This is a genomic window from Streptomyces sp. NPDC041124 (assembly GCF_055592385.1).
Genome location: NZ_JBVIYR010000001.1, coordinates 603,030 through 622,151 on the forward strand (window position 1 = coordinate 603,030; position 19,122 = coordinate 622,151).

The 19,122-nt window shown below is 71.4% G+C and carries 19 protein-coding genes and 1 pseudogene; 8 read left to right on the top strand and 12 right to left on the bottom strand.

Annotation, left to right across the window (positions count from 1 at the left end; translation table 11 throughout):
- Nucleotides 1-73: 73 nt before the first annotated feature.
- The 4 genes from ACZ6A9_RS02795 to ACZ6A9_RS02810 form a co-directional block, all read right to left on the bottom strand.
- The gene (locus ACZ6A9_RS02795) at nucleotides 74-1,198 is read right to left on the bottom strand and encodes a GuaB3 family IMP dehydrogenase-related protein (protein WP_228967089.1); all 1,125 of its coding nucleotides are present in this window, start codon (nucleotides 1,196-1,198) and stop codon (nucleotides 74-76) included.
- 128 nt (nucleotides 1,199-1,326) lie between these two features.
- On the bottom strand, nucleotides 1,327-2,832 hold the full coding sequence (gene guaB, locus ACZ6A9_RS02800; RefSeq protein WP_468976987.1) for an IMP dehydrogenase: 1,506 nt from the start codon (nucleotides 2,830-2,832) through the stop codon (nucleotides 1,327-1,329).
- Nucleotides 2,833-2,992: 160 nt separating this feature from the next.
- Complete coding sequence (locus tag ACZ6A9_RS02805; RefSeq protein WP_093767456.1) at nucleotides 2,993-3,580, bottom strand: sigma-70 family RNA polymerase sigma factor; 588 nt, start codon at nucleotides 3,578-3,580, stop codon at nucleotides 2,993-2,995.
- Nucleotides 3,581-4,224: 644 nt separating this feature from the next.
- Nucleotides 4,225-4,836: a response regulator transcription factor gene (locus ACZ6A9_RS02810; RefSeq protein ID WP_003948568.1), complete on the bottom strand. Its 612-nt coding sequence runs from the start codon at nucleotides 4,834-4,836 to the stop codon at nucleotides 4,225-4,227.
- A 379-nt stretch (nucleotides 4,837-5,215) separates the two neighbouring features.
- On the opposite strand from ACZ6A9_RS02810, the gene ACZ6A9_RS02815 reads away from it, so the two are divergent.
- On the top strand, nucleotides 5,216-5,545 hold the full coding sequence (locus tag ACZ6A9_RS02815) for a WhiB family transcriptional regulator (protein ID WP_468976992.1): 330 nt from the start codon (nucleotides 5,216-5,218) through the stop codon (nucleotides 5,543-5,545).
- A 72-nt stretch (nucleotides 5,546-5,617) separates the two neighbouring features.
- On the opposite strand, the gene ACZ6A9_RS02820 is transcribed toward ACZ6A9_RS02815, so the two are convergent.
- The gene (locus tag ACZ6A9_RS02820) at nucleotides 5,618-6,514 is read right to left on the bottom strand and encodes a LysR family transcriptional regulator (protein ID WP_468976994.1); all 897 of its coding nucleotides are present in this window, start codon (nucleotides 6,512-6,514) and stop codon (nucleotides 5,618-5,620) included.
- 79 nt (nucleotides 6,515-6,593) lie between these two features.
- Between ACZ6A9_RS02820 and ACZ6A9_RS02825 the strand changes: the two genes are divergently transcribed.
- The 3 genes from ACZ6A9_RS02825 (at nucleotide 6,594) to ACZ6A9_RS02835 (ending at nucleotide 8,966) form a co-directional block, all read left to right on the top strand.
- Nucleotides 6,594-7,274: an MOSC domain-containing protein gene (locus ACZ6A9_RS02825; RefSeq protein WP_468976996.1), complete on the top strand. Its 681-nt coding sequence runs from the start codon at nucleotides 6,594-6,596 to the stop codon at nucleotides 7,272-7,274.
- A 101-nt stretch (nucleotides 7,275-7,375) separates the two neighbouring features.
- Complete coding sequence (locus ACZ6A9_RS02830) at nucleotides 7,376-8,152, top strand: SDR family NAD(P)-dependent oxidoreductase (protein WP_468977000.1); 777 nt, start codon at nucleotides 7,376-7,378, stop codon at nucleotides 8,150-8,152.
- 106 nt (nucleotides 8,153-8,258) lie between these two features.
- Complete coding sequence (locus ACZ6A9_RS02835; RefSeq protein ID WP_468977004.1) at nucleotides 8,259-8,966, top strand: ester cyclase; 708 nt, start codon at nucleotides 8,259-8,261, stop codon at nucleotides 8,964-8,966.
- Between the two features lie 13 nt (nucleotides 8,967-8,979).
- Here the strand turns inward: ACZ6A9_RS02835 and cpt are convergent, their stop codons facing one another.
- Nucleotides 8,980-9,513, bottom strand: a complete 534-nt coding sequence (cpt, locus tag ACZ6A9_RS02840) for a chloramphenicol phosphotransferase CPT (protein WP_468977006.1) — start codon at nucleotides 9,511-9,513, stop codon at nucleotides 8,980-8,982.
- 40 nt (nucleotides 9,514-9,553) lie between these two features.
- Entirely contained in the window at nucleotides 9,554-11,158 is a 1,605-nt protein-coding gene (locus tag ACZ6A9_RS02845) for a CocE/NonD family hydrolase (protein WP_468977947.1), read from the bottom strand.
- A gap of 171 nt (nucleotides 11,159-11,329) precedes the next feature.
- Here ACZ6A9_RS02845 and ACZ6A9_RS02850 point away from each other — a divergent pair, with 171 nt between their 5' ends.
- Nucleotides 11,330-12,052 carry a TetR/AcrR family transcriptional regulator C-terminal domain-containing protein gene (locus ACZ6A9_RS02850; RefSeq protein WP_468977010.1) on the top strand — a complete coding sequence of 241 codons (723 nt, stop codon included), beginning with the start codon at nucleotides 11,330-11,332 and terminating at the stop codon, nucleotides 12,050-12,052.
- A 71-nt stretch (nucleotides 12,053-12,123) separates the two neighbouring features.
- Here the strand turns inward: ACZ6A9_RS02850 and ACZ6A9_RS02855 are convergent, their stop codons facing one another.
- The 3 genes from ACZ6A9_RS02855 to ACZ6A9_RS02865 form a co-directional block, all read right to left on the bottom strand.
- Complete coding sequence (locus ACZ6A9_RS02855) at nucleotides 12,124-12,606, bottom strand: GNAT family N-acetyltransferase (RefSeq protein ID WP_468977014.1); 483 nt, start codon at nucleotides 12,604-12,606, stop codon at nucleotides 12,124-12,126.
- A gap of 259 nt (nucleotides 12,607-12,865) precedes the next feature.
- Nucleotides 12,866-13,123 (bottom strand): Txe/YoeB family addiction module toxin, encoded by a 258-nt coding sequence (locus ACZ6A9_RS02860; RefSeq protein WP_468977018.1) that lies wholly within the window; start codon nucleotides 13,121-13,123, stop codon nucleotides 12,866-12,868.
- Nucleotides 13,120-13,398 carry a type II toxin-antitoxin system Phd/YefM family antitoxin gene (locus tag ACZ6A9_RS02865; RefSeq protein WP_006130733.1) on the bottom strand — a complete coding sequence of 93 codons (279 nt, stop codon included), beginning with the start codon at nucleotides 13,396-13,398 and terminating at the stop codon, nucleotides 13,120-13,122. The genes ACZ6A9_RS02860 and ACZ6A9_RS02865 overlap by 4 nt, the downstream gene beginning before the upstream one ends.
- A gap of 726 nt (nucleotides 13,399-14,124) precedes the next feature.
- Here ACZ6A9_RS02865 and ACZ6A9_RS02870 point away from each other — a divergent pair.
- Nucleotides 14,125-14,598: a hypothetical protein gene (locus ACZ6A9_RS02870; RefSeq protein WP_468977023.1), complete on the top strand. Its 474-nt coding sequence runs from the start codon at nucleotides 14,125-14,127 to the stop codon at nucleotides 14,596-14,598.
- 58 nt (nucleotides 14,599-14,656) lie between these two features.
- On the opposite strand, the gene ACZ6A9_RS02875 is transcribed toward ACZ6A9_RS02870, so the two are convergent.
- On the bottom strand, nucleotides 14,657-15,712 hold the full coding sequence (locus tag ACZ6A9_RS02875) for a hypothetical protein (RefSeq protein ID WP_468977027.1): 1,056 nt from the start codon (nucleotides 15,710-15,712) through the stop codon (nucleotides 14,657-14,659).
- A 349-nt stretch (nucleotides 15,713-16,061) separates the two neighbouring features.
- Between ACZ6A9_RS02875 and ACZ6A9_RS02880 the strand changes: the two are divergent.
- Nucleotides 16,062-16,433 (top strand): annotated as a pseudogene (locus ACZ6A9_RS02880) (RICIN domain-containing protein); the annotation flags it as partial.
- A 48-nt stretch (nucleotides 16,434-16,481) separates the two neighbouring features.
- Entirely contained in the window at nucleotides 16,482-17,288 is an 807-nt protein-coding gene (locus ACZ6A9_RS02885; RefSeq protein ID WP_468977949.1) for a pectate lyase, read from the top strand.
- Nucleotides 17,289-17,367: 79 nt separating this feature from the next.
- Here the strand turns inward: ACZ6A9_RS02885 and groL are convergent, their stop codons facing one another.
- Nucleotides 17,368-18,993, bottom strand: a complete 1,626-nt coding sequence (gene groL, locus ACZ6A9_RS02890; RefSeq protein ID WP_468977031.1) for a chaperonin GroEL — start codon at nucleotides 18,991-18,993, stop codon at nucleotides 17,368-17,370.
- Nucleotides 18,994-19,122: the final 129 nt, after the last annotated feature.

A 19,122-nucleotide genomic window follows, 5' to 3' on the forward strand; every position in this document is an offset into this window, starting at 1 on the left:
CCCGCACACGGAAGGGGCCGGTCACCCCACCAGGTGACCGGCCCCTCGTGCCGTGTCAGAGCCCACGCAGCCCTTACCGCTTGTGCTGCGAGTCCCCCACCGTCACCTCGACGCGCTGGAACTCCTTCAGCTCGCTGTAGCCGGTGGTGGCCATCGCGCGGCGCAGGGCGCCGAAGAGGTTCATCGAGCCGTCGGGCGTGTGGGACGGGCCGGTGAGGATCTCCTCCAGCGTGCCCACCGTGCCGAGGTCGACCTTCTGGCCGCGCGGCAGCTCCTCGTTGACGGCCTCCATGCCCCAGTGGTTGCCCCGGCCGGGGCCGTCCGTCGCGCGGGCCAGCGGGGAGCCCATCATGACCGAGTCGGCGCCGCAGGCGATCGCCTTGGGGATGTCACCGGACCAGCCGACCCCGCCGTCCGCGATGACGTGCACGTACCGGCCGCCGGACTCGTCCATGTAGTCGCGGCGGGCGGCGGCCACGTCGGCGACCGCGGTGGCCATCGGCACCTGGATGCCCAGCACGTTGCGCGTGGTGTGCGCGGCGCCGCCGCCGAAGCCGACGAGGACGCCCGCCGCACCGGTGCGCATCAGGTGCAGGGCAGCCGTGTAGGTGGCGCAGCCGCCGACGATCACCGGCACGTCGAGTTCGTAGATGAACTGCTTCAGGTTCAGCGGCTCGTGCGAGCCGGAGACGTGCTCCGCCGACACCGTCGTACCGCGGATGACGAAGATGTCCACGCCCGCGTCGACGACGGCCTTGGAGAACTGCGCGGTGCGCTGCGGGGAGAGCGCGGCGGCGGTGACCACGCCCGAGTCGCGCACCTCCTTGATGCGCTGACCGATCAGCTCCTCCTTGATGGGGGCGGCGTAGACCTCCTGGAGGCGGCGGGTGGCGGCCTCGGCCGGCAGACCGACGATCTCGTCCAGCAGCGGCTGCGGGTCCTCGTAGCGCGTCCACAGGCCCTCGAGGTTCAGCACGCCGAGGCCGCCGAGTTCACCGATGCGGATCGCCGTGGCCGGTGAGACGACCGAGTCCATGGGAGCGGCCAGGAACGGCAGCTCGAAGCGGTAGGCGTCGATCTGCCAGGCGATCGAGACCTCCTTCGGGTCCCGCGTACGGCGGCTGGGGACGACGGCGATGTCGTCGAAGGCGTACGCCCGGCGGCCGCGCTTGCCGCGCCCGATCTCGATCTCAGTCACGTCTGTGGCCTTTCCCTGATGCGTTGCAGCGCCTTCCAGTATCCCCGACGGCCGCGGCGCCCACCGCCCCGGACGTCACGCGAGGGCGGCCCCGGATGGTCCGGAGCCGCCCTCGGGAAGCCCGCCGCCTACTTGCGGCTGTAGTTCGGTGCCTCGACCGTCATCTGGATGTCGTGCGGGTGGCTCTCCTTGAGACCCGCGGAGGTGATCCGTACGAAGCGCCCGTTGTCCTGGAGCTCGGGCACGGTACGTCCGCCGACGTAGAACATCGACTGGCGCAGGCCGCCGACGAGCTGGTGGACGACCGAGGAGAGCGGGCCGCGGTAGGGCACCTGGCCCTCGATGCCCTCGGGCACGAGCTGCTCGTCGGAGGCGACGCCCTCCTGGAAGTAGCGGTCCTTGGAGAACGACCTGCGGTCGCCGCGCGTCTGCATGGCACCGAGCGAGCCCATGCCCCGGTACGACTTGAACTGCTTGCCGTTGATGAACATCAGCTCGCCCGGGGACTCCTCGCAGCCCGCGAGGAGCGAGCCGAGCATCACGGTGTCGGCGCCCGCGACGAGGGCCTTGGCGATGTCGCCGGAGTACTGCAGGCCGCCGTCGCCGATGACCGGGACACCGGCCTCCTTGGCGGCCAGCGCCGCCTCGTAGATCGCGGTGACCTGCGGGACGCCGACGCCGGCGACGACGCGCGTGGTGCAGATGGAGCCGGGGCCGACGCCGACCTTGATGCCGTCGCAGCCGGCGTCGACGAGGGCCTTGGCGCCGTCGCGGGTGGCGATGTTGCCGCCGATGACGTCGACGCCGGAGGAGTTCGACTTGATCTTGGCGACCATGTCGCCGACGAGCCGGGAGTGGCCGTGCGCGGTGTCGACGACGATGAAGTCGGCGCCCGCCTCGACGAGGGCCTGGGCGCGCTCGAAGGCGTCACCGGCGACACCGACCGCGGCGCCGACCAGGAGACGCCCTTCGGCGTCCTTGGCGGCGTTGGGGTACTGCTCGGCCTTCACGAAGTCCTTGACCGTGATCAGGCCCTTGAGGACGCCGTGGTCGTCGACCAGCGGAAGCTTCTCGATCTTGTGACGGCGCAGCAGCTGCATGGCGTCCGGGCCGGAGATGCCGACCTTGCCGGTGACCAGCGGCATCGGCGTCATGACCTCGCGCACCTGGCGGGAGCGGTCGGTCTCGAAGGCCATGTCACGGTTGGTGACGATGCCGAGGAGCTTCTTGTTGCCGTCGGTGACCGGGACGCCGCTGATGCGGAACTTGGCGCAGAGCGCGTCGGCCTCGGCGAGCGTGGCGTCCGGGTGGATGGTGATGGGGTCGGTCACCATGCCGGACTCGGAGCGCTTCACCAGGTCGACCTGGTTGGCCTGGTCCTCGATGGACAGGTTGCGGTGCAGGACGCCGACGCCGCCCTGGCGGGCCATCGCGATCGCCATCCGGGACTCGGTCACCTTGTCCATGGCGGCGGACAGCAGCGGGATGTTGACCCGGACGTTCCGGGAGACGTACGAGGCGGTGTCGATCTGGTCGGGCGCCATGTCCGACGCGCCCGGCAGCAGCAGCACGTCGTCGTAGGTCAGCCCGAGTGTCGCGAATTTTCCGGGCACTCCGTCGACGTTGGCAGTCATGACACCTTCCCCAAATGGCCTTGATCGGTGCGGATGTCCATGCTAACGGGAAGCGGAGGTGTCTCATTCCACGGTTGCGCACGGCTCCCGGCTTCGTATGTTCGTACGGGAACGGCTGGTCGTCCGTTCATGTGACGAAGGGGCGGCGCGACGGCGGCGGTTACTGCTCCGCCAGGGCGCGCAGCCGACTCAGCGCGCGGTGCTGTGCCACCCGCACGGCACCGGGTGACATTCCCAACATCTGACCGGTCTCCTCCGCCGTGAGCCCCACGGCGATGCGCAGCAGGATCAGCTCCCGCTGGTTCTCGGGGAGGCTGGCCAGCAGTTTCTTGGCCCATTCGGCGTCGCTGCTGAGCAGGGCGCGCTCCTCGGGGCCGAGGGAGTCGTCGGGACGTTCCGGCATCTCGTCGGAGGGCACGGCGGTCGAGCCGGGGTGCCGCATCGCCGCACGCTGGAGGTCGGCGACCTTGTGGGAGGCGATGGCGAAGATGAACGCCTCGAAGGGCCGGCCGGTGTCCTTGTAGCGGGGCAGTGCGAGCAGCACCGCGACGCAGACCTCCTGGGCGAGGTCTTCGACGAAGTGCCGGGCGTCGCCGGGCAGCCGGGACAGACGGGTGCGGCAGTAGCGCAGCGCCAGGGGGTGGACATGGGCGAGCAGGTCGTGCGTGGCCTGCTCGTCTCCGTCGACGGCGCGATGGACGAGCGCACCGATCGCCCCATGGGCAGTGCCCGCCTCGTCGTCGCGCATCGGTCCATGGTGCCCTGCGGACGTATGGTCCGCGGCACCGTGTCCCTGGTTGTGCACCGAAGCGTTATGAGCAGGTGCGCCGGAACTCATACCCTGCGCCCTCCCCTTCCGCTCGACCGACTCGTCCCCGAGGAACTCCACACCTCAAGGATGCGCCATCCGCGGCGAAACGAGCAGCGGGCCTCTTCCGGTCATCGTGAACGCCCTGGTGGGGAGCGTTTCCGGGGCGGTTCGCGGCGGGTACGCGGCCGACCGCGGGGCCCGTCGTCCCGATCCGCCGGACACCACCGTGCCCCGCGCCTCGCACGGCCGGTGTCCGGGGCCGGCGGCGCCGACGCGCCGGACGGCCGAGCGAGGACGCCCCGGCGCCCATGACCGCGGCTCCGTCCGCCGGCGGACCGGCCCGCCCGCACGCGAGGCCACGCACGCCGACGCGCACCCGTGCCGCTTCCGGCCGCACGGCACGCACCCGCACCGCCGCACACCGGACGACGGTGCGCGCCCGATGCGCCGCGAGCCCACGGCACCCGGGGGATCCCGGCGTGGGCGTGCGCCGGACGCGGGCGGGGGCGTTCGGGGGCCCCCGTTGCCCGGTCCGCGCGCGTTGCCGTACGGCGCGTCCGGCCCGGCCCGAAGGGCGGGCCCTAGCGCACCAGGCCCCATCGGAACCCGAGCGCCACCGCGTGGGCCCGGTCCGAGGCGCCGAGCTTCTTGAAGAGCCGTCGCGCGTGGGTCTTGACGGTGTCCTCGGAGAGGAACAGCTCACGGCCGATCTCCGCGTTGGAGCGGCCGTGGCTCATGCCTTCCAGGACCTGGATCTCACGCGCGGTGAGCGTCGGCGCGGCGCCCATCTCGGCGGAGCGCAGCCGGCGCGGGGCGAGCCGCCAGGTCGGGTCGGCGAGCGCCTGCGTGACCGTGGCGCGCAGCTCCGCGCGGGAGGCGTCCTTGTGCAGGTAGCCCCGCGCGCCGGCGGCCACCGCGAGCGCCACACCGTCGAGGTCCTCGGCGACGGTGAGCATGATGATGCGCGCTCCCGGGTCGGCCGAGAGCAGCCGGCGGACGGTCTCGACGCCGCCCAGGCCGGGCATGCGTACGTCCATCAGAATCAGGTCCGAGCGGTCGGCTCCCCAGCGGCGGAGGACTTCCTCGCCGTTGGCAGCCGTCGTCACGCGCTCGACACCGGGCACGGTCGCGACCGCGCGGCGGAGCGCCTCTCGGGCGAGCGGGGAGTCGTCGCAGACAAGGACGGAAGTCATGGCCGCCCTCCGGAGCTGATGCGCGTCACCTTGAGCCTCCAGGCTGGTACGAAATCGTCACCTGTGCGGTCGACCGTCTCGGACGCCGGCCCGAGCGCTTGTTCCTTCAACCGCCTCGCACTCTCAACGACGGTCACTCGAAAGAGTTACGGGGCCGTCTGCCATCTTCGGCACTCTACGTGAGGACGTGCTCACGGTGCAGACATGCGCGACGGACCCCCGTACTTTCACCACAAGCCATGCCCCATTCAGACCCTTTTCTTCCCCTTTGATGGTGTCCGGGGCTAGATTCGCAATGAGTCATATTTTCATCTCCTTGGATCGTAGTTGTACGGTCTGGACACCGGATCCGCCCAGAACGGCTACAAGGGGTCACGTAATGGCAGATTTCTCCCGCCTTCCCGGACCGAACGCGGACCTGTGGGACTGGCAGCTCCTGGCTGCCTGCCGCGGAGTGGACAGCTCGCTGTTCTTCCACCCCGAGGGCGAGCGTGGTGCGGCTCGGAGCGCTCGCGAGAACTCGGCCAAAGAGGTCTGCATGAGGTGCCCGGTACGCGCCGAGTGCGCCGCGCACGCGCTGGCGGTTCGCGAACCGTACGGCGTGTGGGGCGGCCTGACCGAGGACGAGCGCGAAGAGCTGATGGGACGGGCGCGCAACCGGCTGGTGTCGACGTCGGCCGGCGGACACGCCACCGCCCCGGATAACTGAAGGAACGTTTCTCCAACAACGTGGGCAGCACGCACGCGTGCCCGCGCACTCAGGGGGTTACCGTCGCGCCCTTCAGCGGGTCGCGGCCGCCGCCAGCTTCTCCAGCGTCGCGGCGACCGCGGGCACCTGGGCGAGATCCGGGAGGGTGAGCGCGACGATCTCCCGCCGCACGGCGGGCTCTAGCGCCACGGTGCGCACACCCCGGGGCCGTACGGACTCGACGGCCAGCCGGGGCAGGACCGCGACACCGAGGCCGGCGCCGACCAGTCCGGCGACCGCCGGGTAGTCGTCGGTCGCGAAATCGATGCGCGGGGTGAAACCGGCCGCCTCGCACACCTCCACCAGCTGCCCCCGGCAGCGCGGGCAGCCGGCGATCCAGGGTTCCCCGGCGAGTTCGCCGATGGCGAGGGATTCCGCGCGGGCGAGCCGGTGCCGTTCCGGCAGGAGCCCCACGAGCCGGTCCGACAGCAGGGGCCGCACGACGAGGTCGTCCCACTCCTCGGCACCCGCCGCCCCCTCGTACCGGAAGGCGAGCGCCACGTCGCAGTCCCCCTCGCGCAGCATCCGCACGGAGCGGGGCGGCTCGGCCTCCTCCAGGGAGACCCGCGTGCCCGGGTGCGCGTCGCGCAGGGCGGCGAGGGCGGTGGGGACGAGGGTGGAGCTGCCGCTGGGGAAGGACACGAGCCGGACCCGGCCCGCGCGCAGGCCGGCGATCGCGGCGACCTCCTCCTCGGCCGCGGTGAGCCCGGCGATGATCCCGGCGGCATGCCGCACCAGCGCCTCGCCGGCCTGGGTCAGACGCATCTCGCGGCCGGTACGGACGAGCAGGGGCGTGCCGACCGACGCCTCCAGGGCCTTCATCTGCTGACTCACGGCGGGCTGGGTGCAGCCCAGGTCGCGGGCCGCCGCGGAGAAGGAACCGGTGGCGGCCACGGCGCGCAGCACACGGAGATGACGGGCTTCGATCACACTCCAAGAATAAGTGACCCTTTGAGGTTCCGGTTGATAATGCGTCGACGCTTTCATGCTCATCGCCTACGGTGCGCCCATGAAGCTTCTCTCTGTGAACCTGGGCCGCCCCCGGGCCGTGCCGTACACGGATCAGCCGGACGGCGTGACGGGCATCGACAAGCGGCCGGTGACCGGGCCGGTGCGGGTGGAGGCCCCTGGGCCCAAGGGAGTCGGGGGGAGCGGGCTGGCCGGGGACGCGGTGTGCGAGACACGGCACCACGGCGGTGACGACCAGGCCGTCTACGCCATGGCCCGGGAGGACCTCGACGAGTGGGAGCGCACGCTGGGCCGCCCGCTGCCGCACGGCTCCTTCGGCGAGAACCTCACCACGGAGGGGATCGACGTCTCCGGCGCGCTGATCGGCGAGCGCTGGGCCGTCGGCGCGGAGGTGGTGCTCGAGGTCACCAGCGGGCGCATTCCCTGCCGCACCTTCCAGGGCCATCTGGGTGAGAAGGGCTGGGTGAGGCGGTTCACGCGGCGGGGAGCGCCGGGCGCGTACCTGCGGGTGATCCGGTCCGGGGAGATACGGGCGGGCGACGCCGTACGGATCGTCCACCGCCCGGACCACGAGGTGACGGTGGCCCTGCAGTTCCGCGCGGTGACGACGGAGCGGGCACTGCTGCCCCGCCTGCTCGCGGCGGGCCCGGCGCTGCACCCGGAGGTGATCGCGACGGCACGGACGCATCTGGAGAAGTACGGTGCGCAGCAGCCGACCTGATGGATCGTCATCGCCGGAGGGCGCCGGGACGGCTCGTGGCCCTCAGGAGGAACGGGAGGCACTGAGCGGACGCCTCCCCTCCGGGTAACTACTCTTGCGCCATGACAACGGCTCTGATTACGGGATCGACGGCTGGGATCGGTGCCGCGTTCGCGCGGCGGCTGGCGGCCGACGGACATGACCTGGTGCTGGTGGCCCGCGACACCGGCCGGCTGCGGGAACAGGCCACCGAGTTGCACGACCGCCACGGCATCGAGGCGGAGGTGCTGACCGCCGACCTGGCTCAGGACAAGGGCATCGAGGCGGTGGCCGACCGGCTCGGCAACCGCAAGAACCCCGTCGACCTGCTGATCAACAACGCCGGATTCGGCAACAAGGGCCGCTATCTCGAGGTCCCCATGAGCGACGAGTTGCGGATGCTCAAGGTGCACTGCGAGGCGGTGCTCCGGCTGACGTCGGCTGCGGTGGAGTCGATGCGGGAGCGGGGTCGCGGAGGAGTCGTGAACGTCGCCTCGACCGCCGCGTTCGTGCCGCGCGGGACGTACGGGGCGTCCAAGGCGTGGGTCGTGCAGTTCACACAGGGCGCGGCCGTGGACCTCGCCGGCCATGGCGTACGTCTGATGGCGCTGTGCCCCGGTTTCGTGCGCACCGAGTTCCACGAGCGGGCCGGGATGGGCACGGACAACATCCCCGGCTGGATGTGGCTGGACGCGGACAAGGTCGCGGCGGCGGCGCTCGCCGACCTGGCCCGGGGCAGGACGGTGTCGATCCCGGACCCCCGGTACAAGGCGCTGATGGGGGCGGCGAAGCTGGTCCCGCGCGGGCTGCTCGGCGGGCTCTCGTCGCGGACGGGACGGAAGTACGGCCCGACCCGGTAGCGGCGCGGGGGCGGCGGCGCGGCCACACCGGGACGCGGACCGCCCTCCGGAGGAGAATGGGTGCTGACCACACCAGCCCGGACACAGGGGGGCCGGAGGCGACGTCATGACCTTCATACAGCTCATCGACTGCAGGACGGACCGGTTCGAGGAGATGGACCGGCTCATGGACCAGTGGGTCGAGCAGACCAGGGGGAAGCGGACGGCGACGCACGCGGTGGTGGGCAAGGACCGCTCGAACACCTCGCACGTCGTCGAGATCGTGGAGTTCCCGTCGTACGAGGAGGCGATGCGCAACTCCCAGCTCCCGGAGACCGACCGGATCTTCCGGGAGATGGTGGCCCTCTGTGACGAGATGCCCACGTTCACCGACCTGGACGTGGTGCGCGACGCACGGCTGAACACGGGTTCCGCGCGCCGCTTCTTCGAGGTGGTGACCACCGCCGACGACCTGTCCCCGATGACGGGCCTGTTCGAGGAGCACTACCACGACCACGATCCGGCGAACGAGCAGGACGTGATCGGCCTCGACCACCTCCGGCGCGAGATGGACGTGTGGCGCGGCGGCTTCGACTTCTCGGTGCGCATCGAGGACCAGTTCGCCCAGGACGACCGGGTGTGCACCCGCTGGAGCTGGGAGGGCACCCACAAGGGCGACTTCCTGGGCATCCCCGCCACGGGGAAGAAGGTCTCGATGACCGGCACGACCATCTTCCGCTTCGGTGACACCGGGAAGATCGTCGAGGGCTGGTGGCAGTACGACCGGCTGGGGCTGATGGCGCAGTTGGGGGCACTGGAGCCGACGGAGCTCTGAGCCGGACCGGCGATCAGCGCACCTTGGCGGCGATGGTGTGCGCGCACACCAGGGACTCGGTGTGTGTGGTGTCCACCTCCAGGTCGTAGACGACTCCTTCGTGCACCGTGTCCGCCTGCAGGGCGGCCATCCCCCGGACCCTGTCCCCCCGGGCGGTCTCCCGCCCCGCGGCGACGGCACCGTCGCACCGGACACCGACCCACAGCACGCCCAGCTCGCCGAGGGCCTTGCGCCACCGCTGCTGGGACGCGGCCCCGCCGAGGAACACGTCGTCGACGACGATCCGGGCGCCCGCGCGGGCCATCGCCACGATGCCCTCGGTCCAGGCCGCCTCCAGCGCCCGGAACTCCGCGCCGACGTTCACCGTGCCGTCCGCCGCGATGTCGAGCCCCGCGTCGGACGCCTGGAGCTTCGCGGGCAGCGCGTCGACGAACGAGTCCACCCCGAACGCCAGCCACGGCTCCGGCAGTACGGCCTGCAGACACCGCACGATCCCGGTCTTCCCGGAGCTGGACCCGCCATTGAGGATGATCATCCGCGTCGTCACGGCGTCACAGTAGGACGTCTCACGCCCCGCGCGCAGCGCATTACGTGCGCGGGCTGCTGTGCGGGAGGGTCAGGACCGAGTCCGCGTGCAGGGTGATGCGTACCGGTGTGAACGTGGTGGCGTCCGCCGGCGGGTCCCCGGTGCCGGGGTTGCGGGCGTAGCGCGGATGCGCACCTCCGCTGATCTGCCAGCGTATGCGGTGCCCGGCGGCGAAGCGGTGGGCGGTGGCGCTCATCGGCACGGTGATCTGCGAGGGTGCGTCTCCGGTCGTCCGGACCCGGCCCAGCCCGTCACAGACGTTGACGGAGCGGCCCGCCGCGTCCACGTCGCACAGGCGGGCGAAGATGTCGGCGTGCCCGGTGTCCGTCGAGATGCCCAGCCGCGCGGTGACCGGGCCCAGGACGTCCACGGGTTCGGTCAGGGGCGGGCCGGTGAACGTCAGGACGTCGGCCCGGGCCTCCAGGGCGCCGTTGTCGCGTGGGCCGGCGCCGCGGGAGAGCAGGGGACCGCCGACGGACGGGGTGGGGTCGGCCGGGTCGTAGCGGAACGTCGTCAGCGGCACGGGGTCCGTGGCGGCCTGCCGGGTGAGATGCCCGTCCGCGGTGGGATACCACGGGGTGGCAGCGGGGGCCGGTGGCCAGTCGTCGAGGTCGCGCCAGGCGTTCTCGCCACCGACGTGCACGCGCGCGGCCGTGGTGCGCAGACCGGACGGGTCGGCGCAGAGGTGGGCACGCAGCCAGGCGAGGCTCTCGGCGAACACCTCGGGCCAGCCCTGTTGCAGGGCGGAGGTGTGGGTCCAGGGTCCGACGAGGAGGCTGGTCTCGCACCCGGCCAGGCGGAGCCGGTCGTACTGCTCGAAGGTCTGGTCGGCCAGGGCGTCGTGCCATCCGGTGATCAGGGCCGTGGGCACCCGGAGCCGCTCGGCCGCCTCCTCTAGTGACGCGCCGTGCCAGTAGGCGTCCTTGGCGTCCGCGTGTGTCATGACGTCGTCCAGCCAGGGCACGTCATTCCCCAGTGCGGCTGTGTGCGCCCCGCGCAGGGGCTGCGCGGTGGTGACGGTGCGCAGGCGGCGCCGCAGGCGCAGGGTCGCCTTGAGGAAGGGCACCATGCCGCGGTGCTGGTAGGTCATGCCCACGCCGACGGCGAGGGCGTTCTCCAGGTGCAGGGCACCGTCGGTGTGGAACAGGGCGTAGGGGTCGTGCAGCCCCATCTGCACCACCATCGCCCTGAGTTCCGGCGGCGGGTCCAGGGCGAGCGCCCATTGCACGTAGCCGAGGTAACTGGGGCCGACGGTCCCGAGCACCCCGTTGAACCAGGGTTGTCCGCGCAGCCAGGAGACGGTGGCCTGTCCGTCGGCGGCCTCGTTGCGCCACAGGTGGAAGGCGCCTCCCGAGCCGCCGGTGCCGCGGCAGCTCTGGAGGATCACGTGGAATCCCTGTTCGGCGAAGAGCAGGCCGTACTGGGGCGACCACGGCAGGCCGCGGCCGTAGGGCGAGCGGATGAGCAGGGTCGGGAAGTCGCCCTCGGCGCGCGGGAAGTAGTGGTCGGTGACCAACGGACTGCCGTCGGCGGCCGGCACCTCCAGCCCGGGCTCCCATCCGGCCTCGTGCCGTTTCGCCGGCAGGCGTCGCCAGGTCGCCCTCATCAGACGTGAGGACAGCGGCGGTTTCCCGGCGGGTGGCGTCCATGCCGGTCCGGCGCCGGCCTCGGGCGTGCGTGATGGCATCGTTCCCCTCCCCTATTCCGTACAGTGTACGAGAATAGACGATGGTTGGATGACCTTCGCGAGAACCGCCTCGGCAACCAGGGAAGGCGCATGACCAAGTCCCGTGACGACGGGTCCGGCGCCAGGGGCGTCGACCCCGAACAGCTCTGGCTGCGTCCCGCCGGACCCCGCCGGGGCCGCAGACCCTCCCTCAGCCGGGAGGAGATCGTCGCGGCCGCCGTCGCCCTGGCGGACGCCGCAGGGATCGAAGCAGTCACCATGCGGCGCGTGGCCGCCGAGGTGGGCGCCGGCGCCATGTCGCTCTACAGCTACGCCCCCGACAAGGAGACGCTGCTGGAGCTGATGGTCGACCACGTCAGCGCCGAGCTGACGGTCACGGACCCGCCCAGCGGCGACTGGCGCACCGACCTGAAGGCCGTCGCCCACCGTCAGCGCGCCCACATGCTGCGCCACCCGTGGCTGCCCGCCGCACTGTCGACCCGCCGCGTTCCGGGCCCCCACACCCTGGCCTTCCTGGAACACGCGCTCGCCGTCCTACGGCCCACCGGACTGGACGGTGCGGCGAAACTGGAGGTCTTCGCGCAGCTCACCGCGTTCGTAGCCGGACAGGTCGCCTACGAGGTCGCGCAGTCCGCGGCCGCACAGTCCCCGGACCGGGCCGCGGCCGAGGCCCGCTACCTGACCGCCGTCGCCGCCGACGGCCACCACCCGGAACTCGCCGAGGCCCTCGCCGCCCCCGGCCGCACCCTCACCCCCGAAGCCACATTCACCCGCTTCCTCAACCGCCTGATCGACGGCCTCGACACCGGCTGATGCGAGGGCGACCACAAGCGACCCCCTTCCGGCCGGCCGGCGACGAAACCCTCTGCCGCCGCTGCATCGAGTCACGAAGGAATGCGGAACTCGAATTCGGGGCGGTCCCACGGCACGGCGGGCGGGTTGGCGCGCGCGGTCCCGGTCCGCACCGCACCGACGCGGTGGTAGAAGTCCTCGGCGGGGACATGGGACACGACCAGGACACGGTCGAGCCCGGCGGCACGGGCCTCGGACTGCATGTGCGCCACGAGCAGCCGTCCAACACCCCGTCCTTGCACTTCGTCGGCGACGAACAGCAGGTCGAGCTCCGGTGGCGCGAGGACGAGCGAGTAGAACCCGAGGACCCGGCCTCCATGCTCGTCGCCGCCGACGGCCACGAAGGCGCGGTGGGCCTCGATGTAATCAGGACCGACCCGGTAGCCCGCGACCGCGGATGCGTACTTGCCCTCGTAGGCGCCTGAGCCACGCACGAGCCGCGTGAGCCGTTTGGCATCCCGCGCGACAGCCCTCCGTATCGTGATCGGGCCGACCGGTGAAGTGCGTGAACCCATCAGGAGAGTATTTCGCACCGCGGAGCCCTTTGGTGTGGCGGGTCGGCTGCTCGGGCAGGCGCTCCCGCACCGCTCCGTGGAAAGGCGAGGGCGTCGACCTCGGCCTCGGCCGGCCAGGCGACCGGCGTCCGTGCAGGCCGCCGGATCAGCGTCCTCACGTACGGCGGCTCCGCCTGGGCCTGCGACTGACCGGCGGCCGGCACCGCGGCCGTCACCGGTCCGCCCTCGTCGAGCCCGAACCGGTCAGGGAACCGGCCCTTCAGTAGTGGTACCGGGCCTTGATGATCACGACTTCCTTCTCGGTGGCCCGGTAGACGAGGCGGTGTTCGTCGTCGATCCGGCGTGACCAGTAGCCCGACAGGTCGCCCTTCAGCGGCTCCGGTTTGCCGATGCCGGTGAAGGGGTCGCGCTGGATCTCGCCGACCAGGCGGACGAGCTTGCGGAACAGCGTCTTGTCGGCGGCCTGCCAGTACAGAAGGTCCTCCCACCCGGTGGGGCGGAACCGCACGTCCCTCACTCGCCGTCCTCCGCCAGGGCCTCCAGCTCCGCCATGCTCCTGGTGATCACCGGGGTGTCGGCGGCCTTGTCCGCGGCGACGGCCGCCATGAGGTGGGCGGCATTGGCCGGCGAACGCAGCAGGTAGACGGTCTCCTGCCAGGAACGGAAGTCGTCGGCCGACATCAGTACGGCGTTGCCTCCTCTGGAGGTGATCTCCACGGGCTCATGGTCGTCGTTGACCTGCTGGATCAGCGGGAAAAGCCTGGCCCGGGCCTCGCTGGCAGTGATGGACATGCCCCTCCTCCGCAGAAACCGGTACCGGAAGACCGTACCAGTCCAATGGTACAAGCATCCGGTACCAGTCACATGGCCTCTTGTTCCCCGGGCCGGAATGCACGCCTCGGCTGACAGGACAAGGAGGGACTTGCGAGGCGCCCGGGTGCGATCGCGCGGGCCCCGGAGAAGGCCCGGCCGCGGAGGCCGGGCGTGTGCTGCACGGCCTCGTTCACCGCGCCGCCCGAGTTCACCGTGCTCAGCGAGCGGACAGGCCGCACCGGCCCGGACCTGCTCACCAAGGAGACCGATGGCCCGCACAAGCTGCCGCCGGCAAGCCGCAGTTGGCTGGTGACGTACATCAACTGGCGGCGCAGGCGCCGCTTCGTGGACCCCGTGGACGAGGGCGCACGCGCCAGGTGGAGCGGCTTCGGGGCGCCTTGTGCCCGCTCGTTCACGCTGACCCGTGCGGTGCGTGACGTCTCGCTCGGCGAGGATCCACGCGTGCCCCTGTCCGGCAGGCGGAGGCGAAGGTCGCGGGGCCAGGGAGAGATACCTGGACGGTGCATCCGGCCGGCCCCGTCGTCACCCGCTTTCTGAAGTTCGCGGACGCGCCACCCGCGCGGCGCGCGGAGGCCACCCTCGACGCCTGCCCTCGCTTCCCGCTTCCGACCCTCACGAGGCGTCGACCTGCACGTTACGCCGAATGGGTCTATATATGACATACGGCGTCAGAAGGGTCAGACAATGCGAAGATTCGGTGTTGTGGCCGCCTGTGCGGCAGTGACCATGGCGGGCGGGCTGACCGTTGGCGGTTGCGCCGTCGAGGACGACAGCTCCACCCCGCCCCCGGACAGTGGCACCGCGACCGCGGAGAAGCAACAGGCCGAGGGGCAGGGAGAGAAGCCACAGGGCGGGCGGTCGGAGGCGGCGGGCGGGGAGCGCGAGGACCTCGTCAGTTTCGAGATCGAGGACCGCTCCCAGGCCGGGTTCGAGAACATCTGGGTCACCTGGACCATCACGAACCGGAGTTCGGAGAAGTCGAACTACACCTGGGAGTGGGAGGCCGTCGGCCCGGACGGCAAGCGGCTCTACAACTCGACCGAGTTGGCCACCGACGTGCAGCCGGGGCAGACGGCGACGGGTGAGTCGCCCACCACGCTCAAGACGGCGGACGTGACGGTCAACATCACGGAGTTCGACCGCAGCAAGGCGTGGTGAGGCGACGGAGGAGGAGACAGCGGAGGCGGCGCGGTCGCCCGGTGGGTGAGTGGGTGGGTCAGTCGCCGCCTCCGCCTCCGCCCCCGTCGCCCCCGCCGCCGTCTCCCCCGCCGCTGCCGCCTCCGTCGCCGCCGTCTCCGCCGTCGCTGCCCCAGCCGTCGCCGCCGCCGGGTTCGTTGTCGTCGCGGTCCCGGCCGAGGTTGCTGAACCAGGGGCGGTCCCAGATGTCGTCGTCCGTGTCGCGGTGCGGACGGGCGGGGCGGAACCTGGCGGTGCCCGTGGTGTCGCCCAGGCCGAAGGAGACCGCGACCGCGTGGGCCATGACGGCGTCCAGGGGGTCGGGGCTCTCGTGGTGCACGGTGGCCAGCGGCAACAGCACGGTGCCCGGCGGAGGACCCGGCCAACGCGACGGACGGGTCAGCAGGGCGACCCGCCGGTCGTCGCGCAGCAGCCACGAACTCTCCGCGTTCTCCCGGCGCAGCGTCCACTGCCGGTCGGGCAGGCGGATCTCGACCTTGCTCTTGGACTTGCGGAGCTTCTTCCGCAGCTCCAGTTCCGCGGGGATGTCACCGACGGTCATGATCAGGCCGTTGGCCCGGTCGGAGGTGTCCAGGATGTAGCCGTGCGGCGCCCTGAGCCGGACGGCGGGGGCGTGCGGGCCCCAGACGTCCACCCGGACCGAGCGGCGGTCGACAGCGACGGTCACCGTCCCGGCGGGGGCCGGCGCGCGCCGGCGCGCGATCCAGAGGGGTACGCCCTCCGCGTGCGCCCGCGCGGCGAGCACGGCCACCTGGTCGGGTCCGCCGCACCGGCGTACCGCGAGTTCGCCCAGCGCACGGGCGAACTCGGCTGCCTGACGGGTTCTCAGGGGTGCGCTGGTGCCGGTCACGCGGGTGACCGGGACGACACCGCGGCCCTGCGGCAGCGAGGACAGGGGGCGTTCGCTGCCACCGCCGCCGAGCCATCTCCCCCGCAGGAACGCTTCCGCCATGGCGGCGAGGTTCAGCTCGTCCGGCGGAGTCGTCCTGCCGCCTCTGCGCAACCCGCTCTCGGTGAGTTCCACGGTCCGCGCCAGCGGGTTCCGGGACCGTTCCGCGTAGAGCACCTGGCTCATCACATCCCTCATCCTGCTTCCCGGCTCCCCGGCCGGCACTGCGGTCCCACCCTCACACACCGGGTCCCGCGCCCTCGCCCGGGGTGGCCGCCGTCCCGGGCGGGTGAGGGCCACGCGCCCTCGTCGAAGAATCTTCAGGCCGGACGGCAACCCCGTGACGTCCGGCGGCGACTCCAGGGCGGTGGACAACGAGGGCCATCGCACACCGAACGAAAGCCATGACATGCGCAGTACTGGTAACACCGCCCCGCCCGCGGGGCACCGCAGGAAGAGCGGCCGACGCCGCACCGTCCTGATCGGCGCTCTGACCACGTCGCTCGTGGGCGGGGCCGTGGTCGGCGGCGTTCTGATGTCGGCGTCCGCCGCGGAACCGGGCGCGGGTACCTACCGCCTGGTGAACGCGGCGAGCGACACCTGCCTGGAGGTTCCGTCGGGAAGCGCGGGCGCCGGGGTGCAGCTGGCCCTGGCGGACTGCGACGGGGGCGCGGACCAGAGCTGGGAACTGGCCGACTCCGGCGACGGCTTCACCGTGACGTCCTCCGCGACCGGCCTGTGCGCGGGCGTCAAGGGCGACTCGGCCTCCGCCGGGAAGCCCGTGCAGCAGCAGGACTGCGGCGAGGGCTCCTCCCAGGTCTGGAAGGTGAGCGCCGTCGGCGACGCCTACCACCTGGTCAACGCGCACAGCGAGAAGTGCCTGAACCCCAAGGACGGCCTGCTGCAGCAGAACTCCTGCGACAGGGCCGCCGGCAAGACCTGGACCCTCCAGGCGGTGAACGGCTCGACGCCCCCGGCGTCGACGCCGACGGCGAGCGCCCCGGCCTCCCCCTCCGTCCCCGCCTCCCCCTCCGCACCCGCGGACGACGAGCCGGCCGGTGACGCCACGTTCGCCTCCTGGCCCACCGCCACCGACGAGCAGCCCGTCTCCTCGACCATCCCGGTGAGCGGCGTGTACGACGGCTCCCTGAAGCGCTTCTACGGCTCGGGCGCCCTCGGCGGCAGCGGCCAGGACGAGGGTCAGGACCCGCTGTTCAAGCTCGCCGACGGCGCGACGCTGAAGAACGTGATTCTGGGTACGCCCGCCGCCGACGGCGTGCACTGCTCGGGCAGCTGCACTCTGATCAACGTGTGGTGGGAGGACGTCGGCGAGGACGCCGCCAGCTTCAAGGGCAAGTCCTCCTCGGCGGCCTACGTCGTCGACGGCGGCGGTGCCCGCAAGGCCGACGACAAGGTCTTCCAGCACAACGGCGCCGGCACCCTGACCGTCAAGAACTTCCAGGTCTCCGACTTCGGCAAGCTCTACCGCTCGTGCGGCAACTGCGGAACCCAGTACCAGCGCCACGTCGTCATCGACAACATCCTGGTCACGAGCCCCGGCAAGGTCCTCGCAGGGGTCAACTCCAACTACGGTGACACCGCGACCCTCTCGGGCGTGACGATCGTCGGTGACACCAAGAAGAAGATCACCGTCTGCGAGCGCTTCAAGGGCAACGACAGCGGTGACGAGCCGACGTCGCTCGGCAGCGGTCCCGATGGCAAGGCCTGCGTCTACAAGGACTCCGACGTCACGTACAAGTAGGGCGCATCGCACAGGGCGAGGGCCCGGCACCGCTGCGCAGCAGCGGTGCCGGGCCCTCGTGGCGCTTCGAGCGGATCGCTCAGTGGGCGTGGCCGTGGCCGTGGCCACCGGCGGCCGGCTCTTCCTCTTCCTTCTTCTCGACGACCAGGGTCTCGGTCGTCAGGAGGAGGGAGGCGATGGAGGCGGCGTTCTCCAGGGCGGAGCGGGTCACCTTGACCGGGTCGATGACGCCGGCCTTGACCAGGTCGCCGTACTCGCCGGTGGCGGCGTTGTAGCCGCTGCCCTTCTCGAGCTCGGCGACCTTGGAGACGATGACGTAGCCCTCGAGGCCGGCGTTCTCGGCGATCCAGCGCAGCGGCTCGACGGCGGCCTTGCGGACCACGGAGACACCGGTGGCCTCGTCGCCGGTCTTGTCGAGGTTGCCCTCGAGGACCTTGACGGCGTGGACCAGCGCGGAGCCACCACCGGAGACGATGCCCTCCTCGACCGCGGCGCGGGTCGCGGAGATGGCGTCCTCCAGACGGTGCTTCTTCTCCTTCAGCTCCACCTCGGTGGCGGCGCCGACCTTGATGACGCACACGCCGCCGGCGAGCTTCGCGAGGCGCTCCTGGAGCTTCTCGCGGTCCCAGTCGGAGTCGGTGGTCTCGATCTCGGCCTTGATCTGGCCGACGCGACCGGTCACGTCCTCCTTGTTGCCGCCACCGTCGACGAGTGTGGTGTCGTCCTTGGTGACGGTGACGCGGCGGGCGGAGCCGAGCACGTCCAGGCCGACCTGGTCGAGCTTGAGGCCGACCTCCTCGGAGACGACCGTGGCGCCGGTGAGGACGGCCATGTCCTGGAGCATCGCCTTGCGACGGTCACCGAAGCCGGGGGCCTTCACGGCGACCGCGTTGAAGGTGCCGCGGATCTTGTTGACGACCAGGGTCGACAGGGCCTCGCCCTCGACGTCCTCGGCGATGATCAGCAGCGGCTTGGAGGCGTTGGCCTGGATGACCTTCTCCAGCAGCGGCAGCAGCTCCGCGATGGAGGCGATCTTGCCCTGGGTGATCAGGATGTACGGGTCGTCGAGGACGGCCTCCATGCGCTCCTGGTCCGTCACGAAGTACGGCGACAGGTAGCCCTTGTCGAAGGCCATGCCCTCGGTGAAGTCCAGCTCCAGCCCGAAGGTGTTGGACTCCTCGACGGTGATGACACCGTCCTTGCCGACCTTGTCCATCGCCTCGGCGATGAGCTCGCCGACCTGCTGGTCCTGGGCGGACAGCGCGGCGACGGCGGCGATGTCGGACTTCTCGTCGATCGGGCGGGCCGAGGCGAGCAGGTCCTCGGAGACCGCGGCGACGGCGGCGTCGATGCCCTTCTTCAGGGCGGCCGGGGAAGCACCGGCGGCGACGTTCTTCAGGCCCTCGCGGACCAGCGCCTGGGCCAGCACGGTGGCGGTGGTGGTGCCGTCACCCGCGATGTCGTTGGTCTTGGTCGCCACCTCCTTCACCAGCTGCGCGCCGAGGTTCTCGTACGGGTCCTCGATCTCCACCTCGCGGGCGATCGTGACACCGTCGTTGGTGATGGTGGGAGCGCCGAACTTCTTGTCGATGACGACGTTGCGGCCCTTCGGGCCGATCGTCACCTTCACCGTGTCGGCAAGCTTGTTGACGCCGCGCTCGAGGGCGCGACGGGCGTCCTCGTCGAACTTCAGGATCTTCGCCATGGCAGCGGGAGCCCTCTCGGAAATCTAGGGTGAATCACTGCGCCCCTGGGCGCCCGGCTCCTTGTCGGATGCTGGGGCCAGGGGCGCAGTGTTCGAGCAAAAGTGCTTGCTTCGAGGCCGGGTTGCCCG

Excerpts from the sequence above, each read along its gene's own strand:
- guaB (WP_468976987.1), bottom strand. The coding sequence starts at position 2,832 with ATGACTGCCAACGTCGACGGAGTGCCCGGAAAATTCGCGACACTCGGG.
- ACZ6A9_RS02805 (WP_093767456.1), bottom strand. The coding sequence starts at position 3,580 with ATGCGCGACGACGAGGCGGGCACTGCCCATGGGGCGATCGGTGCGCTC.
- ACZ6A9_RS02810 (WP_003948568.1), bottom strand. The coding sequence starts at position 4,836 with ATGACTTCCGTCCTTGTCTGCGACGACTCCCCGCTCGCCCGAGAGGCG.
- ACZ6A9_RS02815 (WP_468976992.1), top strand. The coding sequence starts at position 5,216 with ATGGCAGATTTCTCCCGCCTTCCCGGACCGAACGCGGACCTGTGGGAC.
- ACZ6A9_RS02825 (WP_468976996.1), top strand. The coding sequence starts at position 6,594 with ATGAAGCTTCTCTCTGTGAACCTGGGCCGCCCCCGGGCCGTGCCGTAC.
- ACZ6A9_RS02830 (WP_468977000.1), top strand. The coding sequence starts at position 7,376 with ATGACAACGGCTCTGATTACGGGATCGACGGCTGGGATCGGTGCCGCG.
- ACZ6A9_RS02835 (WP_468977004.1), top strand. The coding sequence starts at position 8,259 with ATGACCTTCATACAGCTCATCGACTGCAGGACGGACCGGTTCGAGGAG.
- ACZ6A9_RS02845 (WP_468977947.1), bottom strand. The coding sequence starts at position 11,158 with ATGAGGGCGACCTGGCGACGCCTGCCGGCGAAACGGCACGAGGCCGGA.
- ACZ6A9_RS02850 (WP_468977010.1), top strand. The coding sequence starts at position 11,330 with ATGACCAAGTCCCGTGACGACGGGTCCGGCGCCAGGGGCGTCGACCCC.
- ACZ6A9_RS02855 (WP_468977014.1), bottom strand. The coding sequence starts at position 12,606 with ATGGGTTCACGCACTTCACCGGTCGGCCCGATCACGATACGGAGGGCT.
- ACZ6A9_RS02865 (WP_006130733.1), bottom strand. The coding sequence starts at position 13,398 with ATGTCCATCACTGCCAGCGAGGCCCGGGCCAGGCTTTTCCCGCTGATC.
- ACZ6A9_RS02870 (WP_468977023.1), top strand. The coding sequence starts at position 14,125 with ATGCGAAGATTCGGTGTTGTGGCCGCCTGTGCGGCAGTGACCATGGCG.
- ACZ6A9_RS02875 (WP_468977027.1), bottom strand. The coding sequence starts at position 15,712 with ATGAGCCAGGTGCTCTACGCGGAACGGTCCCGGAACCCGCTGGCGCGG.
- groL (WP_468977031.1), bottom strand. The coding sequence starts at position 18,993 with ATGGCGAAGATCCTGAAGTTCGACGAGGACGCCCGTCGCGCCCTCGAG.